Here is a 20,028-nt window from a genome sequence, read left to right as displayed (position 1 = left end):
TAGGGATAGGACGTTAACTTGCCAAAGATTTTGAAGGAAGGTGTTTTAACATGAGTCGTGCAATCGATGACTTAATCAAAGGTTTAAACAAACAGCAACAAGAAGCTGTAAGACATACAGAAGGACCATTATTAATTATGGCCGGTGCTGGTAGTGGAAAGACTCGTGTGCTAACACACCGAATAGCATTTTTAATGGAAGAAAAAGGTGTTTCACCACGTAACATTCTGGCCATTACATTCACGAATAAAGCTGCCCGTGAAATGAAAGACCGTGTTAGTAAACTAGTAGGACCAGAGGCAATCGATATGTGGGTGTCTACTTTCCACTCGATGTGTGTACGAATTTTACGACGAGATATTGATCGGATTGGCTTTAGTCGTAATTTTACAATATTAGATAGTAGTGACCAGTTATCTGTCATCAAACAAGTATTAAAAGAATTGAACATAGATACGAAGCAGTTTGAACCACGTGCTATGCAAGGACAAATTAGTAGTGCGAAGAATGAACTAATTACGGCAGAAGAATTCTCGAATAAAGCAAGTAATTTCTATGATAGACAGGTTGCGCGAGTATATGAAGGTTATGAAAAAGTACTACGTAAAAACCAGTCACTAGATTTTGATGATTTAATTATGCAGACGATTCATTTGTTCAAGCGTGTACCAGAAGTATTGGAATATTATCAGCGGAGATTTCAATACATTCACGTAGATGAGTACCAAGATACGAACCATGCGCAATATACACTTGTCAAACAACTAGCTAATCGATTCCAAAATATATGTGTGGTTGGGGATTCTGACCAGTCTATATATCGTTGGCGTGGTGCGGATATTTCGAATATCCTTACCTTTGAAAAGGACTACCCACTTGCAAAAACTGTATTCCTCGAGCAAAATTATCGTTCTACAAAATCAATTCTAGAAGCAGCAAATAAAGTCATAGCAAACAATCCAGGACGTAAGCCTAAAAATCTTTGGACAGAAAATCCTGATGGACAGAAAATCAATTATTATCAAGGTGCCACTGAACAGGATGAAGCTTTATTTGTTACAGATAAAATACGTGAGTTAGTTCGTGAAGAGGGCTACTCACCAAATGATATTGCGATTCTTTACCGTACCAATGCGCAATCTCGTGCGGTTGAGGATACCTTAATGAAGTCTGGCGTATCGTACCAGATGGTTGGTGGCATGCGATTCTATGACCGTAAAGAGATTAAAGATATGATCGCTTACTTGAGGTTAATTACTAACCCAGATGATGATCTCAGTTTTGAACGTGTCGTAAACGAGCCGAAGCGTGGAATTGGGAAAACATCTATCGACCGGTTACGAGCATACGCTGCAGAAAATGGCATGTCCTTCTATCAAGCGGTGGAAGTGGTTGATTTTACCGGTGTGACCAAAAAGGCTGCACAGGCACTTGCAGAGTTCGGAACTCTTATCAAAACCTTAAATCAACAACAAGAATTTTTAACCGCAACCGATATGGTACAGCAAGTGTTAGAACGATCTGGTTATGAAGAAATGCTGAAAAATGAACGTTCCATTGAATCCCAGAGCCGACTGGAGAACTTAGAGGAATTTATGACGGTTACAAAGGACTTTGAGGAGGCAAGTGAGGATAAGACATTAATAGCCTTCTTAACCGATTTAGCGTTAATTGCTGATATTGACAGGGTGGATGAGGAAGACCCTGATAACGAGGAAAAAGTAACCTTAATGACGCTTCATGCTGCTAAAGGACTAGAGTTTCCAGTAGTATTCTTAATCGGGATGGAAGAAAACGTCTTTCCACATAGTCGTGCGATGTTCGACAATGAAGAAATGGAAGAAGAACGCAGGCTTGCCTATGTAGGGATTACACGAGCAGAGAAGCAATTATTCTTAACCAATGCTAAAATGCGTACACTTTATGGCCGTACGAATATGAACCCGGTTAGTCGATTTATCAATGAAATTCCAGAAGAGCTAATCGACGGATTAGAGCAGATGAGGCAATCTATGTTTGGTTCTAGCTCGTTTGGTAATGATTTTAATAAGCAGGAAAGATCGCCATTTGGTAATCCGTCTAGAACGAGACCGACACCTGGCCAGCCGTTAGGACAAGCGCAACCGAAGCGTAAGGCAGAACGGATTCAATCCACCACCGGTGCTGAATCGGAAACTTGGAAGCCCGGGGATAAGGCATCACATAAGAAGTGGGGCGTTGGTACCGTTGTAAAGGTTCAAGGTGAAGGAGATAAGATGGAACTGGATGTTGCCTTCCCAGCACCGACAGGTATTAAACGATTACTAGCAAAATTTGCACCAATTACGAAAGAACAATAGGGAGGTGCTTGTGGAAATGGATAAGGCCACGGCACAGGAAAAAATAGAGTCCTTAAAAAATTTATTAAATCAATATGCACATGAATATTATGTGTTAGATAATCCCTCTATTGAGGATTCAGAATATGACAAAATGTTAGCTGAGCTCCAAGCGCTAGAAGCGGAATTTCCGGAATTCATAACAAGTGACTCTCCTACCCAACGAGTTGGAGGAGAACCATTAGAAGGATTTCAAAAGGTACAGCATACTATTCCTATGCTTAGTCTTGGTAATGCATTTAACGAGCAAGATCTTCGTGATTTTGCTCGTCGTGCAAGCCAAGGAACCGATAAACCAATTTCCTTTGTTTGTGAGCTTAAAATAGATGGACTCGCTATTTCACTTACATATGAAGATGGTAAGTTTGTCCGAGGAGCGACGCGAGGAGATGGGACAACAGGGGAAGATATTACAACGAATCTCCGAACGATCAAAAGTATCCCACTTTCAATCAAGGAAAAACAAAAGATTGAAGTTCGCGGAGAGGCTTATATGCCACACAAATCGTTTCTAGCTCTCAATAAACAACGGGAGGAAGAAGGATTAGAATTATTTGCTAATCCGAGAAATGCAGCTGCAGGTTCGTTAAGGCAACTAGACCCGAAAATTGCTGCATCCCGTAATTTAGATGTGTTTTTATATGGGATTGGCGAGTGGGAAGCAGACCAGGTCTCCTCTCACAGTGAACGTCTAAAGCAGCTAAAAGAGCTTGGATTCCGAACCAATCCGGAATGGAAGAAATGTGACACGATTGAAGAAGTGTTAGCCTATGTAGCGTATTGGACAGCAGAACGCCCTAATCTACCATATGAAATTGATGGGATCGTTATCAAGGTGGATGATTTACAAATCCAGGAAGAGCTTGGGTTTACAGTCAAAAGTCCACGTTGGGCAATCGCTTATAAATTTCCAGCTGAAGAGGTTGTCACTCGACTAACAGATATTGAATTAAGTGTAGGTCGTACTGGTGTGGTAACACCGACAGCGATATTAGACCCGGTAAGAGTTGCAGGTACAACGGTTCAACGTGCCTCCTTACATAATGAGGACTTAATTCGAGCTAAAGATATCCGAATCGGTGACACAGTCGTAATCAAGAAGGCAGGGGACATCATTCCTGAGGTTGTTCGTGTTCTACCTGAGCAACGTACTGGAAGTGAACAACCATTTTATATGCCAGAGAAATGTCCTGCATGTGGTAGTGAATTAGTGCGATTAGAAGAAGAAGTTGCCTTACGCTGTATCAACCCTAATTGCCCTGCACAGCTTCAAGAAGGTCTAATTCATTTCGTATCAAGAAATGCCATGAACATTGATGGTCTAGGTGAAAAGGTCATTAACCAATTATTCCGTGAAGGATTAATTCATACAATTGCGGACCTTTATCGTCTAGAACGGGAAGAATTGCTTAAGCTTGAACGGATGGGTGAAAAATCTGTTGATAATCTATTAAGCGCTATTGAAGCCTCCAAAGCAAATTCCCTGGAGCGGTTATTATTTGGACTAGGAATTCGCTTTATCGGAGCTAAGGCAGCGAAAACGTTAGCAACAGAATTTGAAACGATGGATAAGTTACAGCAAGCAACATATGAGGAATTAATCGCTGTAGATGAAATTGGCGATAAGATGGCTGACTCTATAGTGCAATACTTTTCTGAAGAAAAAGTGACTGCTTTAATTAATGAATTAAAAGAGCTTCTAATAAATATGGAATATAAAGGGCCGAAACGAGTTGAAGTAAGTCTCGATTCAAATCCATTTGCTAGTAAAACGTTTGTATTAACTGGAAAAATGGAGCAAATGTCACGGCCAGAAGCGAAAGAGCGTATTGAAGCCTTGGGTGGTAAGGTGACTGGAAGTGTTAGTAAAAAAACAGATGTCCTAGTCGCTGGAGAAGACGCTGGTTCGAAATATGATAAAGCAGTTGAACTTGGGATTACGATTTGGAATGAGGAAGAATTTATTGATAGGCTGGAAGGCGAATAAGGAGGGATGGCACCTTGAAAAAAATAAGTATATTCCTATTAAGTATGCTTGTTCTGTTAACAAGTTGTATACCAGGCTTAAATGATAAGGACGATGAATTGCTACAAACGGAAGAACAACCAACGGGACAGCCTTCTATTGTACCAACCTATAAGCTTTCGGATGAAGAGTATAGCGTAGTTTTACCGTACAGAACGAGTAAAGCAAGAGGGGTTACTACACACCAAATGGCGGATAATCGTCTTGATATCGATGAATTGGAACAAGGGCTAATGAGGCATTCGAAGGAATATTTTGATCCGAGTCAATTTTATTTTGAAGAAGGTCAATATTTGGATAGTACAACCGTATATGAGTGGATTGATGAATTGAATCCACAAATTAAAACGAATGCAGAAGAGGAAGAATATCGAGAAAACCCGAGATATTTAACGCATATCCTAGAGCAAAACTTTATAAAGAGAAATGAAGATAAAACAGCGGAATTGGCAGGGTTGTCGATTGGTTTAGCGATGAAATCCCAGTACCGCTTTCAAATGGAAATAGGCGGACCATATTATTATGAACCGATTTCAGAGAAAGCAATGCTAGCAGAGGGTGAAAAGTTCGCTCAAACGATTTTAGAACGGATTAGAGAGATTGACGGTCTTCAAAATGTACCCATTATGTTTGCTATCTATCGCGAAGAGAAACAGGGTTCAGCAGTACCAGGGAACTTTGTTGCGAAAACGTATGTTAAAGAAGGCGATAGGAAGATTAATGATTGGGGAATGATTGATGAAGAATATGTTTTATTCCCATCTAGAGAAGCAGAAGACAAGTATTTTGATGATGCCCAAATTGTGAATTCATTTGGTAAAGATATAGCAGACTTTTTCCCGAATTATGTTGGATATATCGGTGAAGGATTTTATGTGAATGAACAATTGCAGAAGTTAACCATTGAAGTGCCAATTGAATTCAATGGGAAGGCAGAGATAGTCGGATTTGCGCAATATACGTATGGATTGGTTAAGGATGAGTTTCCAAATAACTATGATATCGAAATTAAAATAACCTCAAGTGATCGGTTAGAGGGCTATATTTATCGTGAAGCTGGAGAACAAAATCCAACTGTTCATATGTTCAATTAGTAAGATGTTTGAAGCAAAGCTGATATTACGTTAGAATAAGGGGTGGATATATTCCACTCCGTTTTCTGCGATATATTGTATATTAGACTCCTAAGATAGATTAATAAAACGGTAGGAATAAATTGGATTACAATATGGGAGGTTTTAATTTATGGTAGTACCTTACAAGCATGAGCCATTTTTGGACTTTACAGTTGAAGAGAATAAGCAACAAATGCTAGATGCAATTGCAAAGGTTGAAGCTGACCTAGGGAAAGAATATCCACTCATTATTGGTGGAGAGCGCATCTTTACAGAAGATAAGATTGTGTCCGTCAATCCGTCTAATAAAGAGGAAGTAATCGGGTATGTATCAAAAGCTAATCAAGAACTAGCAGAAAAAGCAATGAAAGTTGCTGATGAAAGATTCCAAAATTACTGGAGAATTTCTGATCCTAAGTTCCGTGCAGATATCTTGTTCCGTGCAGCTGCTATTGTTCGTCGTCGCAAGCATGAATTCAATGCACATCTTGTAAAAGAAGCTGGTAAGCCTTGGAAGGAAGCAGATGGTGAAACTGCAGAAGCCATCGACTTTTTAGAGTTTTATGGTCGTCAAATGCTTAAACTAAAAGATGGTATGCCAGTAAATAGCCGTCCTATCGAGCATAACCGTTTTGATTACATTCCATTAGGGGTAGGACTAGTTATTTCTCCTTGGAATTTCTCATTTGCAATTATGGCAGGAACTGCAGTTGCTGCGATGGTAACTGGTAATACAGTATTATTAAAACCAGCAAGTGTAACACCAGTAATTGCTTATAAATTTATGGAAGTACTTGAAGAAGCTGGTATGCCAGCAGGTATTATTAACTACATTCCTGGTCCTGGTAGTGAGGTAGGAGATTACTTAGTTAATCACCCACGTACGCGCTTTATTAGTTTCACAGGTTCACGTGAAGTTGGACTAAATATTTTTGAAAACGCAGCGAAAATTCAACCAGGTCAAATTTGGTTAAAACGTACTATCCTAGAAATGGGTGGTAAAGATACGATTGTGGTAGATAAAGAAGCTGATCTTGAACTAGCAGCTCAATCTATTGTACAATCTGCATTCGGCTTCTCAGGACAAAAATGTTCTGCATGCTCTCGAGCAGTCATTCATGAGGATGCATATGAGCAAGTCAAAGATCGTATTGTTGAATTAACAAAAAAATTAACTGTTGGTGATCCAACTGAAAATCTATACATGGGACCGGTTATTGACCAAGGTTCTTATGATAAGATTATGAAATACATTGAAATCGGTAAAGAAGAAGGGAATTTACTAGTTGGTGGTACTGGTGATGATTCTAAAGGCTGGTTTATTAACCCAACTGTAATTGCTGATCTTGATCCAAAAGCTCGTATCATGCAAGAAGAAATCTTTGGACCAGTTGTTGGTCTAACAAAAGCAAAAGATTTCACAGAAGCAATCGAGATTGCTAATAATACAGAATTTGGACTAACTGGTGCTGTAATCACGAATAATCGTGAGCATCTAGAACAAGCACGCAGAGACTTCCATGTTGGAAACTTATACTTCAACCGTGGATGTACTGCTGCAATCGTTGGTTACCAACCATTCGGTGGATTTAATATGTCAGGTACAGATTCAAAAGCAGGTGGCCCAGACTATCTAATCCAACACATGCAAGGTAAAACAACTTCTGAAATGTTATAATAATCATGAAGCCTCTTTCCATTAGCCGAAAGAGGCTTTTTTTACAGGCCTATGAAATTTAGGAAAAAACTATACATGGAAAGATAATTTTACGACAAGAAACGACAAAATTCGTCAAAGTGAATTGGATTTTTTCATCATAACTTTCCTACTTTCCTCATTTTAGGAAAGTAGGAAAGTTTTTTGGGCTTTATTAGTACTTTTTACCCCCAACTTTCCCAATATGAAAATTCAAAAAATATGCTATTATATATTTAACAAATAGAAATAGAGGCAAATGGTAGGAGGAATTTAACGTGGAAATCGGCTCCTTTATCAAATTACAGCGAGTGAAGCAAGGTATGACTCAAGAAGAACTAGCAGAAGGAATTGTTTCTATGTCCTATTTGTCTAAGATAGAAAATCTTCGTGCAGAGGCAAGTCCAGAAGTGGTGAGCATGCTATGTACTAGACTTGGTATTGAGCTTGACAGCGAGAAGAATATAACTGTTAAGGAAAAATGTGAACAGTGGTTTAATTTACTTTTCGAGGTTAATGATAAAAAGGAAATAGTGGAAAAGTATAATGAGTTAAATGAATTAATGACCATGATTCGTTCCGATAGTTATATGTTGTTTGAAATACATAAAATTAGATACTATCTAGTACTAGATGAAATTGATAATGCATTAAAGCAAATTAATAGTTTAAATGAAGTTTCAAGTACTTTTGATAGTTTATGTCAATATTACTGGTATAAGTTTAGAGGGAATTACAATTCTGTAATCGGTGAATACAACCAAGCAATGAGGATGTATAAAATTGCGGAAGAGAAGCTTAAGCATATAGTTATATCTCAAGAAGAATTAGCGGACCTTCAATATGCTTTTGCAGTAACTCATAGTAAGCTATTAAATGCATTAGAAGCTATAGAATTCTCAAATAAAGCAATTGATGTTTTTCAAAAAGCTTATAATTTTATTCGTTGTGCGCAGTGTCATATTATTTTAGGCATATCTTATAGAAGGATTAAAATGTATGATAAAGCGATCAAACATTACAACTTGGCTAGACATTTAGGTGAACTTAATCAGAGTAAGCCTATTATTCAATTAACTAATCAAAATCTTGGCTATCTTTATTCAACGATTGGTGACTCAAAAGAGGCTATAAAATGTTTTAATGATGTTGTGAATAATGAAGAAACACAATTAAATGAACGAGTTATTGGCATGACTAATTTAATCAAGGAATACTATAAAATACAAAATTTCGATTTAGCAAAACAATCGATAGATAAAGCAAAAGTGTTATTAGCTGAACTTCCAAAGAACAATGTTAATTATCAGTTATTTGATTATCTAATCCATACGTATATGTATGCGATTGAAGGTAACTATGAAAAGTTTGTTTGGTTAGTTACAGAGGAATTTATACCGTATCTACAAAAGAAGAAGGATTCAGTTAACCTAATACTATTTTCCAACATGTTAGGAAAGCACTTCGAAAGTGTAGGACGGTATAAGGACTCTGTTAAATACTATAAACTAGCGAACCTCACATATGAGGGAGTAGTTAATCTATAGGAGAGGAGGGGTGAAGATATGAAAAAATTATTTGCTTCAATTGCACTAGGTACTCTTCTGATGGGAGGATTTTTCTTTATGCAGGATCAACAAACAGATTTAGCAACACATGGTGAATCAGAACCAAGTGTACTAAAAAACTCAACTATTGTATTGCCGTTTAGTGCTTATTAATCAATTTACTTAAGCTTGTCAGTAATCTATGTTTTTTACCCTATTACTATATGATAGATTTGCCTGAAGTGGTGAAAGCTACCTCAGGTCTTTTTTTGTTTACATAGTTTTTCACGAAAAACCGACAATTTTCTTATTGTAACATTATTTAGAATATTGTACAAAAATTTCGATTCATTAATGGAATGTAACCAATTTATGTTATTATAAATGAAAGAGTTGAACCTTTATTGGGATATAGAGCTAGATATTAAATGATATATTACATATGTATTCCAATAAACTACCATCCAAAAGAAAGGGGTTACAAAAATGGAGATTGATGGATTAACTTGGTTCTGGTTGTTTGTGCCTATGCCTTTACTGATTATATTTTCAACTATTTCACTCATTACGAACAAAAGGAGGAATTAATTGATGAATACAGCAAATGCTAGACAATCATGAGGTAATCTTTATTGCCTTCTCTCAATTATTATTTAATCCAGTTATTTCTGGTATTCTATTAGCAGCAATCTTATCAGCTATTATGAGTACGATTGACTCGCAATTACTAGTTTCTTCTTCAGCTGTGGCAGAGGATTTCTATAAAGCAATTCTTCGCAAGAAAGCTTCAGAAAAAGAACTTGTATGGGTAGGAAGAATCGCAACCGTAGTAATTGCCTTGGTAGCAACCATTATCGCTATTAACCCAGAGGCGTCAGTGCTTGATTTAGTTGGGTATGCATGGGCTGGTTTCGGTGCAGCATTTGGACCAACTATTATACTAGCATTGTACTGGAAAGGAATTACTCGTTGGGGTGCATTAGTAGGGATTGTATTAGGTGCTGCTACGGTAGTAATATGGGGCAATATGGAAGGCGGAATTTTTGACCTATATGAAATTGTACCTGGTTTCATTCTTAATTTATTGGCTGCTGTGATTATTAGTTTACTTAGCAAGCCAAGTCCTGAAATGAAAAAAGAATTTGATGAAGTACAAGCACAATTAAAGTAAAATAGAGTATATTCTAAAGCCACTCCTGTTATTTTGGGGAGTGGCTTCTCCAATATATCCCTGATATTTGCCTATACCTAATAAATTCTGCTATTATCAATAGTATTGTAGAAGTTTTTTTAGATATAAGGAAAAGTAAAGTGAGCCTGCTCCTGTGACGGTATAGATGCAGAAATCTGCTAGTCTCGGTGACCGAACTACAACATCCTGGATTAGACTATCTTTACTTTTTAACAAAATATATGGAGGTGCGGAAAATGGCAGAAATCAATAAAGAGCAAGTAAAGCACGTAGCAAATTTAGCACGTCTTGAAATTTTAGAGCAAGAGGCAGAAATGTTTACGGAACAATTAAGTTCTATCATAAAGTTTGCTGAACAATTAAATGAAATAGATACAGATGGCATTGAGCCGACCACACACGTACTAGACTTGAAAAATGTAATGCGTAAGGACGAGCCTAGACAGTGGATTACAAGAGAAGATGCATTGAAGAATGCACCAGATCAACAGGATGGGCAGTTCCGTGTACCATCAATTTTAGAATAAGGAGGGAAAATCATGTCACTATTTGACCATAGTATTAAAGAAATCGAGGCAAAATTACATAACAAAGAAATAACAGTTAGTGACCTTGTTGATACTTCTTATAAACGTATTCATGAAGTAGAGGATAAGGTTCATGCTTTCCTAACATTAGATGAAGAAAATGCCAGAGCAAAAGCGAAAGAACTAGATTCTGAAACAGATGCTACTGCTAAATTATTCGGTATTCCAGCAGGTATTAAGGATAATATCGTTACAAAGGGACTACGTACGACTTGTGCAAGTCAGTTTTTACGTAATTTTGAGGATCCGCTATATGATGCAACGGTAGTAGAAAAATTGAATCAAGAGAAATCTGTTACGATTGGTAAGCTGAATATGGACGAATTTGCAATGGGTTCATCCAATGAAAACTCAGGCTTTACCCCTACCCGTAATCCATGGAATACAGATTATGTACCAGGTGGATCAAGTGGTGGATCTGCAGCGGCAGTAGCAGCAGGAGAGGTTCTATTCTCCTTAGGTTCGGATACTGGTGGCTCAATTCGTCAGCCGGCAGCGTTCTGTGGAGTAGTTGGATTGAAGCCTACATATGGACTAGTTTCTCGTTTTGGACTAGTGGCATTTGCATCTTCCTTAGACCAAATTGGCCCATTAACTCGAACAGTAGAAGATAATGCACGTGTATTAGAAGTTATCGCAGGTCATGACCCTATGGATTCTACTAGTGCAAATGTAGAAGTTCCATCTTATACAAAAGCATTAACTGGTGATGTAAAAGGCTTAAAGATTGCTGTACCAAAAGAATATTTAGCTGAAGGGGTAAACCCGGAAGTAAAAGAAGCAGTCTTAGCTGCATTAAAGGTGTATGAATCATTAGGTGCAACATGGGATGAGGTTTCATTACCACATTCTAAGTATGCAGTAGCAACGTATTATTTATTATCTTCATCCGAGGCATCTGCAAACCTTTCCCGCTTTGACGGAGTTCGTTATGGGGTTCGTTCTGAAAACGCGGAAAACATGATTGATATGTTTAAGAAGTCTCGTAGTGAAGGATTTGGTGAAGAGGTTAAACGTCGTATCATGTTAGGTACCTTTGCACTAAGCTCAGGTTACTATGATGCATATTATAAAAAAGCCCAAAAGGTTCGTACCTTAATTAAAAATGACTTTGAGAAAATTTTCGAAGAGTATGATGTTGTAATTGGACCTACAACGCCAACACCAGCATTTAAGGTGGGCGAGAAAATTAATGATCCACTAACGATGTATGCGAATGATATTTTAACGATTCCAGTAAATTTAGCTGGCGTACCAGGAATTTCAATCCCATGTGGCTTATCTCCTGAAGGGCTTCCGATTGGGTTGCAAATTATCGGTAAGCACTTTGATGAGCGTACTGTATTCCGAGCTGCACATGCATTTGAACAAGCAACAGATCATCATACAAAACGACCTCAAATAGGAGGTGCAAACTAATGAATTTTGAAACGATTATTGGTTTAGAAGTACACGTAGAGCTTAAAACAAAATCAAAAATCTTTAGTCCAAGCCCAAACGCATTTGGAGCAGAACCGAATACTAATGTGAACCCAATTGACCTTGGGTATCCTGGTGTTCTTCCAGTGTTAAACGAAGAAGCGGTAAACTTTGCCATGAAGGCTGCAATGGCGCTTAATTGTGAAATTGCAACACATACAAAATTTGACCGTAAAAACTACTTCTATCCAGATAACCCAAAGGCATATCAAATCTCCCAATTTGATCAACCAATTGGTGAGCATGGTTGGATAGAAATCGAAGTAGGCGGCAAGAAAAAGAAAATCGGGATTACACGTGTCCACTTAGAAGAGGATGCTGGTAAGCTAACCCACGGTGAAGATGGTTATTCCTATGTTGACTTTAACAGACAAGGTACACCACTGATTGAGATTGTATCAGAGCCAGATATGCGCACACCAGAGGAAGCATATGCTTATCTAGAAAAGCTTAAAACAATCATTCAGTACACCGGGGTTTCCGATGTGAAGATGCAAGAAGGCTCCCTTCGTTGTGATGCGAACATTTCGCTTCGACCATATGGTCAAGATAAGTTCGGAACGAAAACAGAATTAAAAAACTTGAACTCTTTTGCTTTCGTACAAAAGGGATTGGAGTTTGAAGAAAAACGACAAGAAAAAGTATTATTATCTGGTGGCGAAATCCTTCAAGAAACACGTCGATTTGATGAGAAGACGAAAGAAACCATTTTAATGCGTGTAAAGGAAGGTTCCGATGATTATCGTTACTTCCCAGAACCAGACCTAGTACCACTTTATATTGATGAAGCATGGAAGGAGCGTATCAAGAATGAAATTCCTGAGCTCCCAGATGCACGTAAACAACGCTACATCACAGAGCTAGGATTACCAGAATATGATGCAGCAGTTTTAACAGGATCAAAAGAAATGGCAGATTTCTTTGAAGAAACGATTCAAAATGGTGCTGATATCAAGCAAGCATCTAACTGGTTAATGGGTGAAGTATCTGGATACATGAACAAGCACTACAAGGAGCTACACGATTTAGCTTTAACCCCAGAATCGTTAGGGAAAATGATTCAATTAATCGAGAACGGCACGATTTCCTCTAAGATTGCAAAGAAAGTCTTTGCTGAACTAGTAGAAAAAGGTGGAGACCCAGAGGAAATCGTTAAAGCGAAAGGTCTTGTTCAAATTTCAGATGAAGGCCAACTACGTGAAGTAATTACAGGTATTTTAAATGAAAACGAACAATCCATTATTGATTACAAAAATGGTAAAGACCGTGCACTTGGATTCCTAGTTGGACAAGTAATGAAAGCGACCAAAGGACAAGCAAATCCACCAATGGTTAATAAGATTTTAATTGAAGAAATGAATAAACGATAAGCTTGGTAATATATTCCTAAGCCTGTAGAATGCATATTCTGCAGGCTTTTTTGCTGTGAAGACGACTATTCAAGTAAACTAATGTAATTATTCCACTTTTCATATTAGTTTTACTATCGCGGAAAAGTTTAATAAATGGTTCTATAGTCCGATATAGTCACTATGAAAGCATATACATCACTATAGGAGCATTCCTGTAATGAAGAAATTTGAGGATTGAAACAAAAAGAGTCCTCTTGGTATCATACGAGGTGTCCAAAGCTTCGAAGCAAAAATGGACCCTTAATTTAAGTAACCAAGGAGGACTCAATAATGAATTATACACAAAATCAAAAAATCTCTCAAATCACACCTTCAACACTCATTGTAGGCATTGATATTGCCAAAGACAAACACGTAGCTCGTGCTCAAGACGACCGAGGTGTTGAATTCGGGAAACGCTTGATCTTTGAAAACAAAATGCATGGCTTTCAAAAACTAGTAAATTGGGCAGAGAACCTTCGAAAGGAAAATGACAAAAATTATGTCATTCTGGGTGTCGAGCCTACTGGCCATTACTGGTTTAGTCTAGCTTACTTTTTAGTAGCGAAAGGATACGATTTTGTTGTCGTAAATCCTATGCACGTAAAGAAAAGTAAAGAACTTGATGATAATTCCCCTACCAAAAATGATACGAAAGATGCCCGTGTGATAGGTCAGTTGATTAAAGATGGGCGATACTCTGTACCAAATCTCTTAGATGGCATTTATGCCGAATTAAGAGAAGGCGTCAAATTACGAGATCAACTTATCAACCAACTGATGATCACTGAAGGGCGTATCCAAAACCATATTCAACGCTATTTTCCGGAATTCTTTGATGTATTTGGTGATTGGGAAGGAAAAGCAGCTTACTGTACATTACGACTGTTTCCATTTCCGTCTCAAATCAAGGAATTGTCACCAGAAGATGTGGTGATGAAGTGGAAGCCCTTCGTTAAACGAGGAGTGGGAATTAAAAGAGCAACAAAGCTAGTAGAAGTCGCAAAAAAGAGTATCGGCATTCAAATTGGTATTCAGTTTGCCCGACGCGAGTTGGACTGTTTACTCGATCAATATGAACTTTATAAGCAACAGTTAGAGGAGTTAGACAAAGAGTTAGAATCACTTGTCGTGACTTTACCTGGTGCTAAACAAATGATGAATATTACAGGGCTTGGATCCACAACCGTGGCTCTATTCTTCGCTGAAGTAGGGGATATTACGAAATATAAACACCCTCAACAATTAGTCAATTTAGCAGGGCTATCTTTACGAGAACATAGTTCTGGTAAGTTTAAAGGTCAAACACGGATAACTAAGAGAGGACGAAGTCGTTTGCGAAGAGCCCTATATTTAGCTATTCGTCCGCTAGTTGCCCATAATCCAACGTTTAAAGCCCTGCATCAACACTATACAACACGGTCTGAAAAACCATTGAAAAAGCAACAGTCACTCATTGCCTTGTGTTGTAAGTTATTACGTGTATTATTTGTCATTGGCCAAAGACAATGTGAGTTTGATGGATCTAAGTTATTAAGAGGATTGTCACAAAAGGAAGCATTACAGGCTGCTTAAGCCTTTAGAAACACATCAAATACGATTATTAGTTCTCATACAAACACCAATAGTGCAGAGTTGGAGTATATATTATCCATTCGGGCATTAGACCCAGCATAGGAGCATTTCCAACCTCCACCTCATGGATACGCAGGACGAAGGAAAGTATGGATACGATCCGGAGAGACATGGGAGGGTTAGCGACCGTGATTTGTGTGGAGATTTCCTAGCACGGTTATAAAACTGTTTTCCAAACAATACCAGTTTGGCAGATAGGATGGCCCCCAACCTGTAAATAAATTGAATTACTTTCAATTTTTAACTATCTATAAGGTGTGTCAACTAACTAGTGTTTATAAAATATTGAGAATACGCGAGTATTTGGAAGAAAAATTAACTTTATTGAGGGAGGGTATACATTGAAAGGTAAAATGCATAAGAAGAAGGCACAAGTGGTAAAAAGCGGCCGTTCATTAAGTTTACGAAATAGGCTTATTATTTCATTCTTAGTTATCTTATTAATTCCAAGTATTGCTATAGGGGCGATTTCTTTTCAAAGCTCAAGTGGTAGTGTAGAAAAAAACATGATCGAATCTGCACAAAAAAATGTTAGTATCATGAAACAAACCGTCGATCGCTTTGTTCAAGATCAGATGGATGTGGTGAATTATTTAGCTAATACCATCATCACGACAGATATCAAAAATGATCATGATGAAAGAACTAGGGACATATTAGACGAAATACAGAATTCTAAGAGTGCTGTATACGAACAAATTTATGTTGGGACACAAACAGGGGAATTTATGAATTCGCCTTCATCGTTTCAAAATCCCCCAGATTATGATCCGAGAAAACGTCCATGGTACGAGCAGGCTATTGCTGATAGAGGAAATGTTGTTGTAACAGACCCATATGTATCATCATCCTCTGGTGAGATTGTTGTGACAATTGCCAAAGTGACAGCGGATAATAATGGAGTAGTTGGGGTAAATCTAGAGCTAGGAGCTCTAACTGATATTATTAACTCGGTTACCATTGGTGAGGAAGGGTATATGTTCCTATTAGACGGAACGAAAAAATATATTACACACCCTAGCAATGAAGCTGGATCAGAAGCAACTGAACCACTATTCGATCGATTATTTGAAGCTAACAACGGGCAGTTCAGCTATGATCTAGATGGAGATGAAAAACAATTAGCCTTTGATACTAGTGAACTAACTGGTTGGAAAATTGTGGGGACAATGTTTAATAGTGAAATCGTACAAGGAGCAAAACCAATCTTAAATACGACCTTGATTGTCATTGGGGTATCGTTATTATTAGGTGCGATTATCATCGTCTTCATTATTCGTTCTATTTCTAAACCAATCACGCAATTGGTCGATGCAAGTAATACAATGAGTCAGGGCGACTTAAGTGTAACAATTGATTTAAAACGTAACGACGAATTAGGAACATTGGCGCAAGCGTTTAATAAGATGCGTGAAAACTTAAATGAAGTTATTCTGCAAGTAAGAGATAAATCGATTAGCTTAGCTGCTGCTGCAGAACAACTAAATGCAAGCACTGAACAAAACACATCAGCCACAGAGCAAATCTCCACATCGGTTCAAGAGGTTGCTCAAGGTATGGAAAATCAAAATAGTAGTATTTCACAAAGCTCTAAACTAGCAAATGAAATGGCTGAGTCTATTTATCAGATCGCATCAAGCTCTAATGATGTTTCTAACACAGCTACAGATGCTATGTCTGCGGTAACAGAAGGAAATAATGCATTAGGTACAACTATTACACAGATGGAGTTCATTAAGCAAAATACGCATGAGCTTTCTAGTAATATTGAAGGCCTTGGAAAACTATCTGAACAAATTAGTAATATTGTTGACGTTATTACCGATATCTCTGAACAAACGAATTTACTAGCATTAAATGCGGCAATAGAGGCAGCTAGAGCGGGAGAGCATGGTAAAGGTTTCGCTGTTGTAGCAGATGAGGTTCGTAAGCTGGCAGAACAATCTTCTAACTCAGCTGACCAAATTAAAGATGTAATCGTAACAATCCAAACAGAAACGATTAATACAGTTAAATCTATGGAAACAGCAACAACAGAAGTAGATAAAGGAATCGATATTGCCAATAATGCTGGAGCATCATTTAAGAATATTACTGGTTATGTAGATACTATCACCAATCAAATTATGCGTGTTAGCTCAGAAATTCAGGAAATATCTTCAGCTACAGAGCATTTTAACAATACATTCCAAGAAGTTGCATCAATTGGGGACGCGATTTCCGATGAAGCACAAAATGTTTCTGCAGCGACCCAACAGCAATTAGCATCCATGGAAGAAATCGCAGGCTCTGCAGCTTCGTTAACAAATGTCGCAGAGGAGCTTCAACAAGTAGTAGAAAACTTTAAACTAGCAAATAAAGAAAATTAAGAGGTTTGTTAGACATATAACTATCTATAATGATAGGCTGTCGGGTATTTTCGGCAGTCTATTTTTCTATTTAAAAAGCAAGAATTTAACTATTTGTAAGACTAATTTTTACGTAAAGCTTTTCAAAACTATAAATTATGGCTATGATAGTAATGCATGTAAAATTATCCAAATACGAAAAGAGATACTAATATAGATATTTAATGCATAATGTAAAGTAGCATTGGAGAGGGGACATGTATGATGAAGAGGGCCCGTATAATCTATAATCCAACTTCTGGAAGAGAGGCTTTTAAGAAAGAATTGCCTGCCGTTCTAGAAAAATTGGAATTAGCGGGGTATGAAGCATCAGCACATGCTACAACCGGTGAAGGTGATGCAACAAATGCAGCTAGACTAGCGGTTGAGCGAAAGTATGATATTGTCATAGCTGCTGGTGGAGACGGTACAATAAATGAGGTTATAAATGGACTAGCTGAGCAGGAATATCGACCAAAATTGGGCGTTATCCCGGTAGGTACGACGAATGATTTTGCCAGAGCGTTAACCATTCCTCGTGATAGTATTCAAAAGGCAGTGGATGTGATTATCGAGGATAAAACAATGCTTCTAGATATTGGAAAAGTAAATAGTCAATACTTTATAAATATAGCTGGTGGCGGAAAACTGACAGAACTAACTTATGATGTACCAAGTAAACTAAAAACAATGTTAGGTCAACTAGCCTATTATGTAAAAGGAATTGAGATGCTTCCGTTTTTAAAGCCTGCTCCTGTTAAGATAGAGTATGATGGAAATAAGATTGAAGAGGATATTATGCTATTCTTAATTTCGAATACAAACTCGGTAGGTGGATTTGAAAAACTGGCACCGGACGCTTGTCTAAATGATGGCTATTTTGACTTGTTAATTTTGCGGAAGACTAATCTTGCTGAATTTGTACGGATCGCTAGCTTAGCACTAAGGGGAGCCCATTTAGAGGATAGTCACGTGATTTATACGAAGGCTAAGCATGTAAAGGTTGTTCCAGAGGATAAAATGCAGCTCAATATTGATGGGGAATATGGCGGCTTACTACCAGGTGAATTCTACAATCTCCAGCAACATATTGAGTTCTTTGTACCAGAATCCTATTTAAATAGGGAGACTACTGAATAATAGGTAGTCTCCTTTGTTTATTCCGTGTCAAGCTGATAAGATAGAATTCAACAATAGAACGTAAAGGAAGATACATATATGGCAAAACAAGTTCCTGTAAAAAAGAATGAAACGGTAACGATTCGTTTTGAGGATTTAACCCATGAAGGAAATGGTGTTGGAAAAATCGAAGGGTATCCATTATTTGTACCTTATGGCTTGCCTGGAGAAGAGGCAATTGTAAAAGTAGTAAAGGTTAATAAGAACTTTGGTTTTGGTAAGCTTTTAGAAGTGAAGAATCCAAGCCCTGAGCGTGTAGAGCCACCATGTGATGTGTTTTATAAATGTGGTGGATGTCAAATTCAACACATGAGTTATAACCTTCAGCTATCGATGAAACAACAACAAGTTAAAAACGTGATGCGTAAAATAGCCCATCTCGAACATGTACCTGTTCATCCAACCATTGGAATGGAAGATCCTTGGCGCTATCGAAATAAAGTAGCAATTCCAGTTGGGGAAAAAGACGGCGAATTAATAACAGGATTCTATCAGATGCGCAGCCACCAGATTATTGAAGATATGGATACCTGTATTGTACAAGAGGACTTGAATGATCGTATGGTTGAAGCAGTTAGAAGGATTGCCAATAGAGTCGGTATTGAGGCATATGATGAAAAAAGTCATACAGGTGTACTAAGACATATTATGGTTCGAACTGGTCAAGAAACAAAGGAAACGATGGTTGTCATCATTACAAGAACGAAGGAGCTTCCCCATGCAAAGGAGTTCATTCGTGAACTAACAGAAACATATCCTAATGTGAAGTCGATCATTCATAATATTAATCCAGCGCGAACCAATGTGATTCTTGGCGAGAAAACGAAGGTTCTTTGGGGACAAGAGTATATTTACGATTCTATCGGTTCGATTCGCTTTGCGATTTCGGCTAAGTCGTTCTATCAGGTCAACCCTACTCAGACGAAAAGACTTTACGAAAAGGCGTTAGAATACGCTGCAATAGGTGAAGAAGATACTGTAATTGATGCCTATTGTGGTATTGGAACAATTTCTCTATTCTTAGCGCAAAAAGCAAAGAAAGTATATGGGGTAGAAGTTGTACCTGAAGCGATAGAAGACGCACGAGTGAATGCGAAATTAAATGGCATGACCAATACCGAATTTGTAGTTGGTACTGCCGAAGAAGTAATGCCAAAATGGAAGGAAGAAGGGCTTAAACCAGATGTAATTGTTGTCGACCCACCTCGCAAAGGCTGTGATGAAGGATTGTTAAATGCCATGATTGAAATGGGACCGAAGCGGATTGTTTATGTGTCCTGTAATCCGTCTACCTTAGCACGGGATTTACGTGTTTTGGAAGAGGGTGGTTACGAAACAAAGGAAGTTCAGCCTGTAGATATGTTTCCACAGAGTATGCATATTGAGAGTGTGGTTTGGTTGGAGAAGCGGTTGTAG

13 protein-coding genes and 1 pseudogene are annotated in these 20,028 nt (G+C 38.0%); all 14 read left to right on the top strand.

Annotated elements, in window-relative coordinates:
* The first annotated feature begins 50 nt into the window (after window positions 1-50).
* A complete protein-coding gene (gene pcrA, locus MKY78_RS06515) occupies window positions 51-2,339 on the top strand; it encodes a DNA helicase PcrA (protein WP_339217036.1) in 2,289 nt (762 codons plus the stop codon).
* Between the two features lie 16 nt (window positions 2,340-2,355).
* The gene (ligA, locus tag MKY78_RS06510) at window positions 2,356-4,365 is read left to right on the top strand and encodes an NAD-dependent DNA ligase LigA (protein WP_339217035.1); all 2,010 of its coding nucleotides are present in this window, start codon (window positions 2,356-2,358) and stop codon (window positions 4,363-4,365) included.
* Between the two features lie 14 nt (window positions 4,366-4,379).
* Window positions 4,380-5,498 carry a CamS family sex pheromone protein gene (locus MKY78_RS06505; RefSeq protein ID WP_339217034.1) on the top strand — a complete coding sequence of 373 codons (1,119 nt, stop codon included), beginning with the start codon at window positions 4,380-4,382 and terminating at the stop codon, window positions 5,496-5,498.
* 151 nt (window positions 5,499-5,649) lie between these two features.
* The gene (gene pruA / locus MKY78_RS06500) at window positions 5,650-7,197 is read left to right on the top strand and encodes an L-glutamate gamma-semialdehyde dehydrogenase (RefSeq protein ID WP_339217033.1); all 1,548 of its coding nucleotides are present in this window, start codon (window positions 5,650-5,652) and stop codon (window positions 7,195-7,197) included.
* A 296-nt stretch (window positions 7,198-7,493) separates the two neighbouring features.
* Window positions 7,494-8,762 carry a helix-turn-helix domain-containing protein gene (locus MKY78_RS06495; RefSeq protein WP_339217032.1) on the top strand — a complete coding sequence of 423 codons (1,269 nt, stop codon included), beginning with the start codon at window positions 7,494-7,496 and terminating at the stop codon, window positions 8,760-8,762.
* An 18-nt stretch (window positions 8,763-8,780) separates the two neighbouring features.
* The gene (locus MKY78_RS06490) at window positions 8,781-8,936 is read left to right on the top strand and encodes a hypothetical protein (RefSeq protein ID WP_339217031.1); all 156 of its coding nucleotides are present in this window, start codon (window positions 8,781-8,783) and stop codon (window positions 8,934-8,936) included.
* A 427-nt stretch (window positions 8,937-9,363) separates the two neighbouring features.
* A pseudogene (locus MKY78_RS06485) lies at window positions 9,364-9,933 on the top strand (sodium:proline symporter); the annotation flags it as partial.
* Window positions 9,934-10,190: 257 nt separating this feature from the next.
* Complete coding sequence (gene gatC / locus MKY78_RS06480) at window positions 10,191-10,481, top strand: Asp-tRNA(Asn)/Glu-tRNA(Gln) amidotransferase subunit GatC (RefSeq protein ID WP_339217030.1); 291 nt, start codon at window positions 10,191-10,193, stop codon at window positions 10,479-10,481.
* 12 nt (window positions 10,482-10,493) lie between these two features.
* On the top strand, window positions 10,494-11,960 hold the full coding sequence (gatA, locus tag MKY78_RS06475) for an Asp-tRNA(Asn)/Glu-tRNA(Gln) amidotransferase subunit GatA (protein ID WP_339217029.1): 1,467 nt from the start codon (window positions 10,494-10,496) through the stop codon (window positions 11,958-11,960).
* Window positions 11,960-13,390 (top strand): Asp-tRNA(Asn)/Glu-tRNA(Gln) amidotransferase subunit GatB, encoded by a 1,431-nt coding sequence (gene gatB, locus MKY78_RS06470; RefSeq protein ID WP_339217028.1) that lies wholly within the window; start codon window positions 11,960-11,962, stop codon window positions 13,388-13,390. The genes gatA and gatB overlap by 1 nt, the downstream gene beginning before the upstream one ends.
* A gap of 312 nt (window positions 13,391-13,702) precedes the next feature.
* Complete coding sequence (locus MKY78_RS06465; RefSeq protein ID WP_186871525.1) at window positions 13,703-14,986, top strand: IS110 family transposase; 1,284 nt, start codon at window positions 13,703-13,705, stop codon at window positions 14,984-14,986.
* Window positions 14,987-15,387: 401 nt separating this feature from the next.
* Window positions 15,388-17,415, top strand: coding sequence for a methyl-accepting chemotaxis protein (locus MKY78_RS06460; protein ID WP_339217027.1), 2,028 nt, complete (start codon window positions 15,388-15,390; stop codon window positions 17,413-17,415).
* Between the two features lie 243 nt (window positions 17,416-17,658).
* Entirely contained in the window at window positions 17,659-18,573 is a 915-nt protein-coding gene (locus MKY78_RS06455; protein ID WP_339217026.1) for a diacylglycerol kinase, read from the top strand.
* 78 nt (window positions 18,574-18,651) lie between these two features.
* Window positions 18,652-20,028 (top strand): 23S rRNA (uracil(1939)-C(5))-methyltransferase RlmD, encoded by a 1,377-nt coding sequence (gene rlmD / locus MKY78_RS06450; protein ID WP_339217025.1) that lies wholly within the window; start codon window positions 18,652-18,654, stop codon window positions 20,026-20,028.

It is taken from the genome of Ornithinibacillus sp. FSL M8-0202 (assembly GCF_037975285.1).
GTDB lineage: Bacteria > Bacillota > Bacilli > Bacillales > Amphibacillaceae > Ornithinibacillus > Ornithinibacillus massiliensis.
The sequence above is the reverse complement of the archived record's forward strand: the minus strand, read 5'-3'. Positions and strand labels throughout refer to the sequence as shown.

Bases quoted from the DNA above. Each gene is read 5' to 3' on its own strand.
- pcrA (WP_339217036.1), top strand. From the start codon at position 51: ATGAGTCGTGCAATCGATGACTTAATCAAAGGTTTAAACAAACAGCAA.
- ligA (WP_339217035.1), top strand. From the start codon at position 2,356: ATGGATAAGGCCACGGCACAGGAAAAAATAGAGTCCTTAAAAAATTTA.
- pruA (WP_339217033.1), top strand. From the start codon at position 5,650: ATGGTAGTACCTTACAAGCATGAGCCATTTTTGGACTTTACAGTTGAA.
- MKY78_RS06490 (WP_339217031.1), top strand. From the start codon at position 8,781: ATGAAAAAATTATTTGCTTCAATTGCACTAGGTACTCTTCTGATGGGA.
- gatC (WP_339217030.1), top strand. From the start codon at position 10,191: ATGGCAGAAATCAATAAAGAGCAAGTAAAGCACGTAGCAAATTTAGCA.
- gatA (WP_339217029.1), top strand. From the start codon at position 10,494: ATGTCACTATTTGACCATAGTATTAAAGAAATCGAGGCAAAATTACAT.
- gatB (WP_339217028.1), top strand. From the start codon at position 11,960: ATGAATTTTGAAACGATTATTGGTTTAGAAGTACACGTAGAGCTTAAA.
- MKY78_RS06465 (WP_186871525.1), top strand. From the start codon at position 13,703: ATGAATTATACACAAAATCAAAAAATCTCTCAAATCACACCTTCAACA.
- MKY78_RS06455 (WP_339217026.1), top strand. From the start codon at position 17,659: ATGAAGAGGGCCCGTATAATCTATAATCCAACTTCTGGAAGAGAGGCT.
- rlmD (WP_339217025.1), top strand. From the start codon at position 18,652: ATGGCAAAACAAGTTCCTGTAAAAAAGAATGAAACGGTAACGATTCGT.